Raw genomic sequence first — 13,264 nt, forward strand, 5'->3', positions numbered from 1 at the left:
ATGAACAAAATGTTTACTTGGTCCGTCACCGTTGCGTTGGCGGGATTTCTTTTTGGTTTCGATACCATTGTAATTAGTGGAGCCGATCAACCCATTCAAAAACTATGGAATTTGTCTCCTGCCATGCACGGTACCTTTATTATGAGCATGGCCCTGTGGGGGACGGTATTGGGATCGCTCATTGGTGGGTTCCCTACCAAAATATGGGGTCGGAAGAAAACCTTGTTCTGGATTGGAATACTGTTTTTTATTTCTGCCATAGGAAGTGCTCTCGCACAAGATCCTTATACCTTTTCGGCCTTCCGATTTATTGGAGGAGTGGGGGTAGGAGCTTCATCGGTAGCTGCACCTATATATATATCGGAAATTACTTCTTCCGAAAAGCGCGGTCGATTGGTGGCCCTATATCAGTTTTGTTTGGTGTTCGGAATCATGATCGCCTTTATTTCTAACTGGTTACTTAAAGGAGTGGGTGGTGAGAATGATTGGCGATGGATGTTAGGAGTGGAAGCCATTCCTGCTTTGGCGTATACGCTCATGGTATTGCGAGTGCCCAACAGCCCAAGATGGTTGTTGCTACGACGTAATGATGAAGAAAAGGCACTTTCTATTTTAGAGGTTATCTATTCCAGTATCGATGTGGCAAAACAGAAACTTTCTGAAATAAAACTCGATTTGGATTTGCCCAAAAGCAGCGAAAATCTATTTCAGAAAAAATATAACAGAGTACTCTGGTTAGGGTTTTTAATTGCTTTTTTCAACCAATTGTCTGGAATCAACTTTGTCTTGTATTACGCTCCTAGGATTTTAGAACAGGCTGGATTAGGAGGAGGGGAATCCTTGTTAAACGCAATTGCCATTGGCGTGGTGAACCTCATATTTACCTTGGTGGGAATGCGCCTTATAGATCGTTTTGGCCGTCGACAACTCATCATTATCGGTTCCATTGGATACATTGCCAGTTTGCTTATGGTAGGTGTTGCATTCCAATTTAATCTGGAGCCAGTATATAAATTGATTTTTATTTGTGCCTTCGTAGCTTCGCATGCTATTGGACAAGGAGCCGTGATTTGGGTGTTTATTTCCGAAATTTTCCCGAACCGGGTGCGTTCTTTTGGACAAAGCTGGGGAACCAGTACCCACTGGGTGTTTGCAGCTATTATTACTTTGGTAACCCCAATCTTCTTGGATGATCAGGAAGGTTTGTTGGTAGACACCGTATGGTATATTTACTACTTCTTTGCCGGCATGATGGTGTTGCAGCTGCTATGGGCCTTGTTTAAAATGCCTGAAACCAAAGGTGTTTCCTTGGAAGAATTGGAAAAACAATTAACCGGAGAGGATGATTAAACCCGATGTCATTTGTTTTGGCGAAATTCTTTGGGATGTATTTCCAGATCGCAGTGTTATAGGTGGAGCTCCGCTGAATGTGGCCCTTAGGTTGGCTTCTTTTGGAGTCAATAGTGCCATAGCCAGTTGCGTGGGAGATGATGAACCGGGGAATATCGCTGCACAGTATGTTCAAGAACACGGAGTGATTTCCGATTATATCGCTTCCCATAATGAACTGGGCACAGGTAAGGTGTTGGTTACTTTGGATGATAGCGGAAGTGCCAGTTATATCATAAACGATCCGGTAGCCTGGGATGCCATTCCGCCGGCTCCTCAGATCATAGAAGCCGTTTCCCAAGCCCCCTATTTTGTTTTTGGAAGTTTGGCTCTTCGAAATGCATTCAATAGAAATACCATGAAGGCACTATTGCCCAAAGCCGATACCAAGATATTCGATGTGAACCTACGGGCACCGCACTACAATATTTCCATGGTGTATGAATTGATGCAGCTATCGGATGTAGTGAAATTGAATGATGAAGAACTTTTGGAAGTGTGCGTAGCGTTGGGATGCGAAGAAAAAGAATTGTTGGAGCAATTGAAATGGTTAAGCGAAGTTAGCGATACAGCAACGCTTTGTGTAACACAAGGAGCAGAAGGAGCGACCCTGCTTCATAAGGGAAAACTATATCGTCATCCGGGGTTTCGTGTTGAGGTGGTAGATACCGTAGGGGCTGGCGACAGTTTTTTGGCCACACTCATCCATGAAATGTTATTGAAGAAAAGCGATCCTGATACTGCTCTGGCTTCCGCTTGTGCTGTAGGAGCTTTGGTGGCTTCCAAAAGCGGAGCGAATTGTATAGTGACTGAAGAGGAAGTTCTGGATCTGTTAGCTTCCTAGATCGACAAGAACGGCTTCGTTGTTTTTTAGCGTTCCGTTGTAAACGCTTTTGCCATTGCATACGACTTCCAATTCCAGTTTGTCTTGCTTTCGTTGAATAGAAATGTCGGTATTCTTTCCAAACAATTGAATGTCCTTTAAGTCCAGATAATCCCAATGCGCAGGCAACGAAGGTTTCAGTTTTAATTTGCTGAAGTCTACAGGTTCCATGCCCAGCATCCCTTCTGTGAATATTCTGCAATAGAGCGCACTTTCGGCCGAAAGATGCTTCATATTATTTTCGGGATAGGCTTCGATTACATAGGGAACATGATCTCCCAAAAGTCGCTTTTTCGAATAATCCTTCAATTTCTGAAAACCACGGTCGGTGGCCCCTACTTTGAAAGCCCCTCGCAAGGCATAAAGCGTGGCACGATCCCAAAACATCTGTACTTCGTCTTTTTCCTTGGGACGTAGTTCTACTAAAATCCCGTTTTCGGTCCAGAGCTTATCGAATAGCGCATCGAGTGTTCCCTCTTTTCTTTCGGTAATGTCCATGCATAAGGGAAGGCATATCCAATGACGGAGGTGTTTATTTTCCTCGAAATATTTATAGGTATCAACACCCTCTATATTGGAAGCAAAATAGGTGTTGATTACCGATTTCATTTCCTTCATCCTTTTCTTGTAGGCTCTGGCTTTGTCGTTCATTCCCAGACTTTCGGCTAGCTGAATGCTATATTTAAGTCCGCCGTAATAGAGGGATGAGGTCGATAGGTTGGCTGTTCCCGTTTCTATGCGGCCTTCCATTTCATCACTTTCCGAAATGACGGCACCATCCTTATTTCTATGGTTGTGACAATATTCCAAGCTCCATTCAATTAAAGGCCATAGCTCCTTTGCGGTTTCTGTATTTCCGGCTGCCAATGCATAATGGGAAGTTCCATAGGCGATCATTGCCGCGTCTCCGCGATCCAAATGGGTCATGGGGAAGTTGCCGTCCACTTCAAAAGCATAGGGAATATGGGTGTCACCTTCCGGAATGTTTTTTAGAAACCATTTGTAGGTATTGTAGGCAGCTTCGGTGCCGTTTTTATACCCTAGGTAAGGAAAGAAAGGGCCACTGTATTCCACTTGATCGTTGGCCCAAATACCGAGATAGTAATTTCCACCGCCTGGAGAATGCACCAGTCCCATTTTAGAGGATTCGAAGATGCTTTCGGAGGCTCGGATTTTCGAAAAATAAAACAACTGATTGATCACCGGATCGGGAGTCCTTAGCACTAGGCGATCGGCCATTTTATTCAAGAAATCTTGACGTTCGGTTTTTGCCTTTTTGTAATCGAAGGCTTCTTTGGATTCTTCATTTAAGGTGGCGCCGTAGTATACGGGAAAGGTATAGGATTGTTTGGGTGTTAGCGTAACAGATTTTTCGGCAGTGCTAAGTACTTCCACTGTATAACGTCCCTTATAGCCTTTTTCTTTTTGGGAAGAGGCGACGTTAGAAATTTCTAGGGTCAAGGAAGCATTAGAAGTGTTGGTAAGGGTCCATTCTTCCACTAAAAACCGGTCTTCCATAGAAGGGTATAGCGTTCTGGTAATTTGAAGTCCTTCCATGGGGGTGTGGTAAAACCGAAGATGCCCTTGAATGGAAATGGAGTCTACTTTGGTAGGGGTAAGGGTTTTGTTGTCTAGGTTAATGCTCGGCGTATGATCGTCGGAGAGGGTTCTTCTAAAATAGGCTCGGTACTTTTTCCAATCGGGTTCCCAGAATTTGTTGTAGGTACGTAGCTGTGGAAAGATCACGTCCCTTTTAATGGAAACCTCTTTGTCTTCGTTGATGGAGTAGTAAATGATAGCGGACACCTTCTTTCCCGACATTTCAATGTTTTCCTCATGTGGTAGGCGATCTTCTTCCAAAAGATTCCACGAAATACTTTGATCAGCATTGATTTCCCAGTAGTCTTTTTCTTGTGCGATGCATGTTAAGGAAATAGAAAGCAGGAGCGGGAAAACAAGGTGTTTCATAGGTGGTTGTTATGGAGGGGATTAAAGATAGGTAATAATTAAGAATGTGTTTATTCTATACAACATAAACAAGGAGTAAAAACTGAAACATTCCTTTAAGAATCCTTTTATCTGCAAATTTTTGAAATAATGGACATTAATTGTCCCAAACTTCACTCTCGTTAATAACTCAAAGTTATAAATCCCAGTTCCAATTCACTTAAGAAAAATCAATTTATCTCTTGCGATTTGAGAATGGAAATAGTCGTAATAATTTTTGAATTGTCATTTGTTTCGATTTATCTGTTATTCGTTTCATTTATTTGGTTAAGGGGTTGGTTGTTAGGTAGTTTTGAAGCGAATCAAAAAATAAAATCATGAATAAAAATGAACTGAAACAATTCTATTCTCTAATGATAAAATTAAGAGAATTTAATGAGTCGGATGTGACTGTAGCTCGTAACGAAGTAGGTCAATTACTTAGTTATATTGAAAGAACCGTAATATATGATGCTAACGATTTAGTGTTTTACGAGGTTGCCAATTTTTTTGCCTATATCCGGGATTATCCTTTGCACCTAATAACTACAGAAACTCGGCTGAAAAATGAACTTAGAATGTCAATAAAAGGCAAAGAACACATGCGGGTGCCGTTTACCAAATTCGTACGAAAATTGGGAGGTTCTAAAATAGTAACTGGCCCTGAGTGCAGAAAATGCAAGACGGTTGGTGATTGCGTTGAACTTATAAAATCAAAGCTGTCATGAGAAATTTCGTCCTTATTATTTTCGTTGTTACTTTTAGTAATACTTTTTCTCAAGAAATTGACACAGATACTCACAGGGTTAGCATAAAAGACACTGCCTCAAGCCCGATGAGTAAAGCACGTGATACTATATATCTTCAAAATTTCTTTCTCAGAAAATCAGCCGAAGACTATCTAGCAAACAGCCAGTCCAAACAAGCAAACGAAGGTGCAATTTTTGCTTTCAATAATCCAAAAGATGGAGAGTCTTCATATAGTATAAATGCCTCTGCTATTTATGCTGTAAATGTTGAAAATAGTGATGAAGCTAGAACTCAGGCATTTTCATCATATTTCCAATATGATAGAAACAATCTAATAGATAAAGAACAAGATAATATGAAGACCGGTATAATGTATACCGACAATTTTTTGTACAACTCTAAAAATGATCTTGAATTCAGGTTTAAACCGGAGTTATCTTTATCCGGTTCCTTTAGAAAGGATTATGAGAATAATTTCGATGCCGTCCAAATAAATGCAGTTCTAACCCCTCTTCTATATCATTATTTCAGCAAGTATTCTTTTTATGATCCTTCTCCAGGGCTTCCCTATAGTGAAATACCTTTGTTCGGTGGATTTTTCAATTATTCGATGAATGTTGGATTTGAATACGACTATCGCTTTAATGGTGAAAACTCAAAGTTCGATGGCAACCTTCTTAGAACTTTTTCTCAATTTAAAGCAAATCTTGAATTTTTCGAATTACTTTCTTTTAGCATGGATTGGCAATATCGATATAACCTTTGGAATACCACCGGGTTTAGTGATTCCAGCTTCTCTTTCTTTACTGGTAAAATTGAGTTCATAACAAAATTTGCAAAACTCCCAACCTTTGCTCCATCGATTGGGTTAGTTTATGTCAACGGAGAAAACCCAAGTGTTGGCTTTGCAAAACAGTCCTACTATGCACTTCACCTTTCGCTTAGAATCAACTAATTGTTAAAACTAACTTGAGTAGAATTGATCAATTCTACTCAAGTTATAATAAAACCTTATCAAATATGCGTCTAATAATTGAATCCGATTCGGATATAAAAGAACTTTTGGAAAACTTCCAGGGTCAGTTCAATTTGTCCTTCAAGCCACCTATAGAGAATAAAATGATTGATCTTTTATTCCAATCAAATCCGTCGTTGGATTACGGCATATTGCAGGCTATTAACGAATCCTATGACATTGTTGAAGTTGACGATGTCAACAATATCAACGAATTGATTGAGTCATTTTATAATATCGACAGTATAAAGACTATTCACAAGGATGTTGAAATACAGTTCGAAACTACCCACTTAGGAGGATACTCTGCATCCCCGGAAAATTATGCAAGACATGACATTAATAGAGTTATGGAGCTAATAGGTTTTGATGCTGAATTACTGGGAAAAGAAGAATTAAATAATGGTTCGCCTACAATAGTCGCAGTTGTTGATAGTGGAGTGGACTATTATAATAACAATATTAAGAATAGTCTATGGATGAACGAGGCTCAAACGGGGTATGGATTTAACCTCAGTCGAGGAAACGAAGGAGATATCTTGAACGTTTTTGATGACTGGAGTTCGGGAATTCATCGCGGCCATGGAACCCACATTACAGGACTAATCTCAGGTTCTTTAAAAGTGAATGAGACATTAGGCGTTTTTCCCATGGCGAAGGTTCTTACGATTAAGATTCTTCCTAGCAGAAAAACCTATTTTTCAGATGCTTGCTTAGCAATGGTGTTGGCTGTCCTCCATGGAGCATCTGTAATTAATTGTAGTTGGACTTTCCCTGAAAACTCAATCAATGACAATCTTAAATTGTTGATGGATAAGACATTAAATTTTTTGAAAAAAAAGAACTGTATCCCTGTTTTTTCTGCCATGAACCTTGGTTCTAATGTAGACGATTATTATCCACAAAACATTAGTGAGATTATTACGGTAGGAGCAACTAATTATGAATCTGGTAAAGCTGATTTTTCCAATTGGGGGAGTAAAGTTGATTTCTGGGCACCAGGTAAAGACATCTGGAGTCTCACTCCCAAAGAGACAAGACTGATACAAAAAAGTGGCACTTCGATGTCAGCTCCATTTGTGAGTGCTACAATTGCTATGCTAAAAAAAATGAAATCGGACCTTGACTTAGAGCAAATTAGAGAGATTCTAATCGAATCTGGGACCAAAATTGATATGCAATGGCCGGATGGCAAGGCTAGAGTAATCCGATTGAATATTTCAGGAGCTATTAACTACTTAGAAAATAATTATTTATAACTTTAAATGTATTAATTATGAATGAGAATTTTGTACCTGAAACAGTGAGCGATGTTCGCTCAAAAATTTTTACAACCTTAAACTTAGGAGATGGAGATAATTTTCAACTATTGCACAATGATGTTAATGGGTGTCAGAGTTTCCAGCTTTTTGGTAAGATTACTGGAAGACGACCCAATAATGATTTTAAATTACAAAAAATCGAATTTAAAATTGTTAACAGTAATGTGCCAGATGGGGCACCCTATTATTGTGTTAGTGATGCCAAGATATCCCGTACTTCAAGGGATGGTGTGAATGTAGATGTTTTTGTGAATATTAAGCCCTTGGGGTCAAAGAGCACTGGGATAGACTTTACATATGAATTGGAGGAAGAGTTTTTAATAAGAATGGGAGATATATTAGATTATCATGTTCGAGAGGAAGGAGTGATCGGAGGAAATCGTTTTGGGAACCCATGCAAAAATATGGCAACTTATTTCAAATAATGCTTATGGAGAAATTCTTGGTAGGTATATTATGTTTAATATCAAACCATTTAATTTGGGCTCAAGATGATCAATATTACCAAGTAATCTTTGAGCATTTTAAAGAGTTCAATTTGGAAAGTGCCTATCAATTAATTAATCTAGAAGATGATGATGATGAAATATTGAGATATATTCAATTCGATTATGACTATTTCGTCAATGGGGAGATGTCAGAAGATAGGTTAAAAAATTTAGAGTCATTTCGTAAATACAGTTACTTGGATAGTGTGATCTTTTATAACCTCAAAGGTGATCACCTTTTAAGAAGAACGTTTCGGGATGACTCTATTGCTTTTTCTTGCTACTTAAAAAGTCTGAGGTTGTCGGAAGAAAATAATGACTCTTTTTGGGTGAGTGAAACCTTGAGAAGGATCAATTGGTACTTTGTTCAGAATCCTAGTGACGTTGATCTATACAAAAAATATGTCCAAGAGATTCAAAATTACACTGAATCTTCGGCGGATAAATTTTGGGCTAAATATTATTTAGTCATTTATGACATGACGGTTTCTGCAATTGATGGAGATGAATTGGAATCGCCAAAGATGAGATTTCACCCAGATGATTTTTCTCGGATTGAAAATAGTTTTGAATTACTTATCGAATTGTCAGATGGTAAACCTTTATTGTCAGGTTTAACTCTTCATATGAAGGGTCTTTTTTTAGGAGAAAATGTCTTTAAGATTGAAGATGCGATTTCAAGTGTTGACGAGGCTATTAAAATGTATCCTGGTAGCAGTTATTATGAGTGGTTAAGAAGAACAAAGTCTCTCACGCTTCTAGCGAACTTAAAGTTTAAGAATGGGAAGGTTGATGAAGCCATTGACATTTTACATAGTGCTCTTAGAAGCGAATTCGCTTCTAATGACTTAGGGCTTAGGAAGTCGATCTATCGTAACTTAGAGTTAATTCACTCGTCGAACAAAGTCTGGGATAGCTCTAGACACTACCTAAAACTTTTTCGTAAAGTAGAAAACGAATTAAAACTACAAGAGAACGCCTTTAGAATTAGGCAGCAAGAAATTCTATTAGAACTTGAGGGAAAGGAAAAAACGATAACAGGACTCAGGAGAATAGTAGAGTCCTTTAAAAGACATAAACTTATATATGGTTTAATAATATTTGGTGTCTTTCTAATTGCGAGCTATTCGGCATATCGATGGTGGGATGAAGATCGAAAGTATAAAACTTTAAAAAAGGAGCTTACTGAAACTGGAATGACTATCAAAAAGGTCAAAATAATATTTGCCGAGTTAATATATGTAGAATCAATTAAGCACCATTTGACTCTTTACATGGAAGACAAAGACGGCATCAAAGAAGAGATTATTAGATTTCAAATTGGCAAATTGGAACCGCTCTTGCCTTCCTATTTTAGACGCAGCCATAACAGTTATATTGTCAACAAGAAATTTGTTCGTCACGAATTGGCTGATAAAGTAATATTAAAAACAGGGCAGCACATTCCAATATCTAGAACTTATAAGGATAGTTTTAAATCTGAAGACCGTTAGGGTTTTAACATCATGCGGTGCCTCCAAGATTCATTACTCCGCAATGTTCCTTTAGTACCGCTTCGGTAAATTGAAACCCTAACTGCCTCCGGCAGTTGGTTTTGCCTTTTTGCTTCTTTTGCGAATCTTCCGATTCGACAATCACCAAAAAAGAAAACCCCAAGCTTTCGCTTAGGGTTTCAACATCATGTGGTGTCTCCAGGATTCAACACTCAGTGTTGTTCCTTTGAACCCAAAGTTGCAAATGCAAAACCCAAACTGCATAGCAGTTTAATCTTTTTATCCTTCGGCACTTCGCGAAAGCATACTTTCTCTCCATACCTTGAATAAAAAAACCCGAAACGAAAGTTTCGGGTTTTGCGCTTGATGTGGTGCCTCCAGGAATCGAACCAGGGACACACGGATTTTCAGTCCGTTGCTCTACCAACTGAGCTAAGGCACCTCGGTAATGCGGGTGCAAATATAATCCTATTTTGGCTTTTGCAAAACATTAATCACAAAAAAATACATTCCTTTTTTACCCTACTTTAATAGTGTCTTAACAAACACAATCCTATCGATATTGTATTTTTAGCGCCTCACTCCGTGATATGAACCTAATCATAGATGTAGGAAATACCTCGATCAAGCTGGCTGTCTTTGTCCAGGATGAGCTTGCAAAGCGTGTGGTATCACTTACAGAAACCTTTTCCGAAGACCTCGAACAACTGGTGGAAGACTTTCCAAGTCTTCAACATTGTATTGTTTCTTCAGTAGGGGGATTTGGTAAAAAAGAACTCGATCTCTTAGGTGAAAAGTTCGAAGTACTGGAGCTGAATCACAAAACTCCGGTTCTTTTTCAGAATAACTATGAGACACCCACTACCTTAGGCGTAGATCGTATTGCCTTGGTAAGCGCTGCCGCGGCCCAATATCCAGATGAAAATATCTTGGTCATCGATGCCGGCAGCTGTATCACCTACGACTTTTTAACCGCCAAGAATGAATATTTGGGCGGTGCGATTTCACCGGGACTCCAAATGCGCTACAAGGCCCTAAACACTTTTACAGCCAACCTACCGTTATTGGAAACAGAAACACCTGAAACATTTATTGGTGGGTCTACCCAAGATTCCATGCATATTGGTGTTGTAAAGGGGATGGCGCACGAAATTGACGGGTTCATTGAAGAATATAAGGAGGATTTTTATGATTTAACGGTGATTTTAACAGGGGGAGACACTCATTTTTTGCGAGATCGCATAAAAAATGACATCTTTGCCAACTCAAATTTTTTATTAGAGGGTTTAAACCACATTTTGGAATACAACAAGGATTCATGCTGAAACGTTTTTTTATCATTACACTATTGCTCGTCAGTAGTTTGGCAATTGCTCAAGAAGGAACTACCTCACCCTACTCATTCTTCGGGGTTGGTTCTTTAAAGTTCAAGGGAACCGTAGAAAATAGAGCAATGGGAGGACTAAGCGTTTTTACCGATAGTATCCACCTTAATTTACAAAACCCTGCCAGTGTTTCTGGTCTTCGACGGGTGAACTATTCCATCGCAGGAAGTCATCAATACAACCGATTGGCAACGGAGCAAGATTCACAAAATGCTACTACAACGACCTTGGATTACCTAGCTATAGGAATTCCCATGGGAAAATTTGGAGCCAACTTCGGATTGGTACCCTTAACTTCTACAGGATATAAACTGCAGAACGAAGTTGGGGGAAGTCTTACACAATTTGAAGGTAGCGGTGGACTTAACAAAGCATTCTTGGCGATAGGATATCAAATTACCTCGGATTTGAGTATTGGAATTGACGCCAACTACAATTTCGGAAATATAGAAAACATTGCCACCAATACCCAAGAAGGGATAGAATTTGGAAGTCAGGAAATTAATAGGTCAACCCTATTAGGTTTCAACTTTAATTTTGGCGCCATGTACAAGACCATGGTTACTGAAGATTTACAGATGATGGCAAGCGTTACCTATACGCCAGAGACCGACCTTTCCTCGGAAAATGAGCGTGTAGTTGCAAGTATCCAAGAGCTTCCTAATGGAGCTATTAGGCCTTTGGATATCAGGGAAATAGCAGTAGATGATAGCGATTTGACCTTCCCATCCCAGTTTTCTGTTGGATCAGGAATTGGGAAGCCTAAAAAATGGTTCGTTGGAGCCGAGTATACTTCGCAAAAAACCAGTAACTTTACGAACCGATCTTTCGACCTCCCCAATGTCGCTTTTGAGGATGCCTCTCAATTTAGTGTGGGAGGATTTTACATTCCCAACTACAATGCTTTTGGAAACTACTTTAAACGAGTGGTTTACAGGGCTGGGGTGCGATTTGATGGAACGGGAATTAATGTTAATAACGAATCGATAAATGAATTTGGCATATCTTTTGGTATGGGCTTACCTATAGGAGGGAGATTCTCCAATTTAAACCTAGGATTTGAGTTCGGACAACGAGGAACAAAAAGTGCAGGTTTAGTGCAAGAGACTTTCTTTACTACATTCATAAGTTTGTCGCTCAATGACAAGTGGTTTGAAAAAAGATATTATGATTAATTACAAAAATACTAACACGATGAAAACGAAAGTTATTTTATTAGTAGCAGCTTTGACGCTTACTTTTAGCAGTAACATGCTGGCGCAGATGGACGAATGCGTGGTTACCGCATCCTTGTTCATAGAGCCTGCTAAGGCAAAAAACTACGATGCAGCCTTGCCACACTATGACAAGGTGATTAAAGAATGTCCTACCTATAGTTTGGCGACCTACCAGTATGGTGCCAAAATGTTCGAACACTTCATTAAGAAAGGTGATAAGTCCAAAATTGCCAACTACGAGAGTAACTACAATCTGATGAAGACCAACTATCCTGCTAAAACAAAAGTAGGAAAGGAAATGGCTAAGATTGCTCAGATTAAATACGATAATAAAATGGAGGCTAAGGAAGAGCTGTTTGCCGCTTTCGATAAGGCCTATAAGACGGACGAGAAAACTTTCACCAGTCCTAAGAGTTTATACACATACTTCTCTTTAGCCAAGGACCTTTATGATGAGGGTAAGAAGGACATTCAGGAAGTTTTCGACCTTTATGATGTGATGCAGGAAAAAATTAGTAAGGAAGAAGTGAAGTATGCAGGGAAGTTGTCGAAGTTGATCGAAAAAGAACAAGGAGGAACTGCTTTGACCGCTAAAGAGGCGAAAAAAGTAAAAGGATACGAAACGAATTTGGGAAGCTATGGAAAGATCAAGGGGAGTATCGATACCAAATTAGGTAGTATTGCCGACTGTAGCAACTTGGTTCCTCTATATGAGAAACTATGGGAAGAAAAGAAAAACGACGTGAGCTGGTTGAAGAGTGCTGCTGGAAAGTTGAACTCCAGAGACTGTGATACGCCAATGTTCTTCCAAATGGTACAGCAGTTACACACCCTACAACCTTCTGCATCCTCTGCCTTCTACTTAGGAAGATTGGCTGCAAAGGATGGAAAGCCAAGCCAGGCGAAGAGCTACTATGAGCAGGCGATCGAGTTGGAGACAGATCCTAACCAAAAAGTGAAGTACTACTACAACTTGGCCGAGAACTACAGAAAGAAAGGTAGCTATGGGCAAGCGAGAAAGTACTACAGAGATATGCTAGACATTAAGCCGAATGCTGGGTCTGCTTACCTTAAGATTGCAAGTATGTACGCTAAGAGTGCGAACAACTGTGGAAGCAAACCATTTGAAAAAAGAGCCATCAACTGGTTGGCTGCACAAATGGCCGATAAAGCCGCCCGTGTAGATCCTTCTATTGCTTCTACCGCGAGAAGTGCTGCTAGCAGTTACAGACAAAGGGCTCCTAGTAAGAGTGATATCTTTAGCGAAGGAATGGCTGGAAAGACAATTTCCTTTAGCTGTTGGGTAGGAGGAAGCGTTAGGGTTCCTAATCTATAA

11 protein-coding genes and 1 tRNA gene are annotated in these 13,264 nt (G+C 39.6%); 10 read left to right on the forward strand and 2 right to left on the reverse strand.

The annotated features are described in order from the left end of the window. Nucleotides 1–1,350: a sugar porter family MFS transporter gene (locus tag POV27_RS03030; protein WP_272861250.1), complete on the forward strand. Its 1,350-nt coding sequence runs from the start codon at nt 1–3 to the stop codon at nt 1,348–1,350. Continuing rightward, nucleotides 1,343–2,233, forward strand: a complete 891-nt coding sequence (locus POV27_RS03035; RefSeq protein ID WP_272861251.1) for a carbohydrate kinase family protein — start codon at nt 1,343–1,345, stop codon at nt 2,231–2,233. The genes POV27_RS03030 and POV27_RS03035 overlap by 8 nt, the downstream gene beginning before the upstream one ends. Here the strand turns inward: POV27_RS03035 and POV27_RS03040 are convergent. Continuing rightward, nucleotides 2,222–4,240 (reverse strand): six-hairpin glycosidase-like protein, encoded by a 2,019-nt coding sequence (locus tag POV27_RS03040; RefSeq protein ID WP_272861252.1) that lies wholly within the window; start codon nt 4,238–4,240, stop codon nt 2,222–2,224. The genes POV27_RS03035 and POV27_RS03040 overlap by 12 nt on opposite strands. A gap of 356 nt (nt 4,241–4,596) precedes the next feature. On the opposite strand from POV27_RS03040, the gene POV27_RS03045 reads away from it, so the two are divergent. From POV27_RS03045 to POV27_RS03065, 5 genes are all read left to right on the forward strand, one after another. Further along, nucleotides 4,597–4,986, forward strand: coding sequence for a hypothetical protein (locus tag POV27_RS03045; protein WP_272861253.1), 390 nt, complete (start codon nt 4,597–4,599; stop codon nt 4,984–4,986). Beyond that, the gene (locus POV27_RS03050; RefSeq protein WP_272861254.1) at nt 4,983–5,963 is read left to right on the forward strand and encodes a hypothetical protein; all 981 of its coding nucleotides are present in this window, start codon (nt 4,983–4,985) and stop codon (nt 5,961–5,963) included. Before POV27_RS03045 ends, POV27_RS03050 begins: the two co-directional genes overlap by 4 nt. Nucleotides 5,964–6,028: 65 nt before the next feature. Beyond that, nucleotides 6,029–7,282 carry a S8 family peptidase gene (locus tag POV27_RS03055; protein ID WP_272861255.1) on the forward strand — a complete coding sequence of 418 codons (1,254 nt, stop codon included), beginning with the start codon at nt 6,029–6,031 and terminating at the stop codon, nt 7,280–7,282. 17 nt (nt 7,283–7,299) lie between these two features. Continuing rightward, nucleotides 7,300–7,770: a hypothetical protein gene (locus tag POV27_RS03060; RefSeq protein WP_272861256.1), complete on the forward strand. Its 471-nt coding sequence runs from the start codon at nt 7,300–7,302 to the stop codon at nt 7,768–7,770. A 5-nt stretch (nt 7,771–7,775) separates the two neighbouring features. Next, nucleotides 7,776–9,326 carry a LytR/AlgR family response regulator transcription factor gene (locus POV27_RS03065; protein ID WP_272861257.1) on the forward strand — a complete coding sequence of 517 codons (1,551 nt, stop codon included), beginning with the start codon at nt 7,776–7,778 and terminating at the stop codon, nt 9,324–9,326. Nucleotides 9,327–9,695: 369 nt separating this feature from the next. On the opposite strand, the gene POV27_RS03070 is transcribed toward POV27_RS03065, so the two are convergent. After that, nucleotides 9,696–9,768, reverse strand: a tRNA-Phe gene (locus POV27_RS03070). 148 nt (nt 9,769–9,916) lie between these two features. Here POV27_RS03070 and POV27_RS03075 point away from each other — a divergent pair. Genes POV27_RS03075 through POV27_RS03085 form a run of 3 tightly spaced genes read left to right on the forward strand, consistent with a single transcriptional unit; the run spans nt 9,917 to nt 13,264 of the window. Then, entirely contained in the window at nt 9,917–10,651 is a 735-nt protein-coding gene (locus POV27_RS03075) for a type III pantothenate kinase (RefSeq protein WP_272861258.1), read from the forward strand. Then, complete coding sequence (locus tag POV27_RS03080; protein ID WP_272861259.1) at nt 10,645–11,886, forward strand: BamG family beta-barrel-assembly machinery protein; 1,242 nt, start codon at nt 10,645–10,647, stop codon at nt 11,884–11,886. Before POV27_RS03075 ends, POV27_RS03080 begins: the two co-directional genes overlap by 7 nt. Nucleotides 11,887–11,905: 19 nt before the next feature. Beyond that, the gene (locus POV27_RS03085) at nt 11,906–13,264 is read left to right on the forward strand and encodes a tetratricopeptide repeat protein (protein ID WP_272861260.1); all 1,359 of its coding nucleotides are present in this window, start codon (nt 11,906–11,908) and stop codon (nt 13,262–13,264) included.

The organism is Aureisphaera galaxeae (assembly GCF_028561275.1).
Classification (GTDB): Bacteria; Bacteroidota; Bacteroidia; order Flavobacteriales; family Flavobacteriaceae; genus Aureisphaera; species Aureisphaera galaxeae.

Coding starts and splice junctions, on each gene's coding strand:
- POV27_RS03075 (WP_272861258.1), top strand. CDS start 9,917: ATGAACCTAATCATAGATGTAGGAAATACCTCGATCAAGCTGGCTGTC.
- POV27_RS03045 (WP_272861253.1), top strand. CDS start 4,597: ATGAATAAAAATGAACTGAAACAATTCTATTCTCTAATGATAAAATTA.
- POV27_RS03040 (WP_272861252.1), bottom strand. CDS start 4,240: ATGAAACACCTTGTTTTCCCGCTCCTGCTTTCTATTTCCTTAACATGC.
- POV27_RS03030 (WP_272861250.1), top strand. CDS start 1: ATGAACAAAATGTTTACTTGGTCCGTCACCGTTGCGTTGGCGGGATTT.
- POV27_RS03080 (WP_272861259.1), top strand. CDS start 10,645: ATGCTGAAACGTTTTTTTATCATTACACTATTGCTCGTCAGTAGTTTG.
- POV27_RS03065 (WP_272861257.1), top strand. CDS start 7,776: ATGGAGAAATTCTTGGTAGGTATATTATGTTTAATATCAAACCATTTA.
- POV27_RS03050 (WP_272861254.1), top strand. CDS start 4,983: ATGAGAAATTTCGTCCTTATTATTTTCGTTGTTACTTTTAGTAATACT.
- POV27_RS03060 (WP_272861256.1), top strand. CDS start 7,300: ATGAATGAGAATTTTGTACCTGAAACAGTGAGCGATGTTCGCTCAAAA.
- POV27_RS03035 (WP_272861251.1), top strand. CDS start 1,343: ATGATTAAACCCGATGTCATTTGTTTTGGCGAAATTCTTTGGGATGTA.
- POV27_RS03055 (WP_272861255.1), top strand. CDS start 6,029: ATGCGTCTAATAATTGAATCCGATTCGGATATAAAAGAACTTTTGGAA.
- POV27_RS03085 (WP_272861260.1), top strand. CDS start 11,906: ATGAAAACGAAAGTTATTTTATTAGTAGCAGCTTTGACGCTTACTTTT.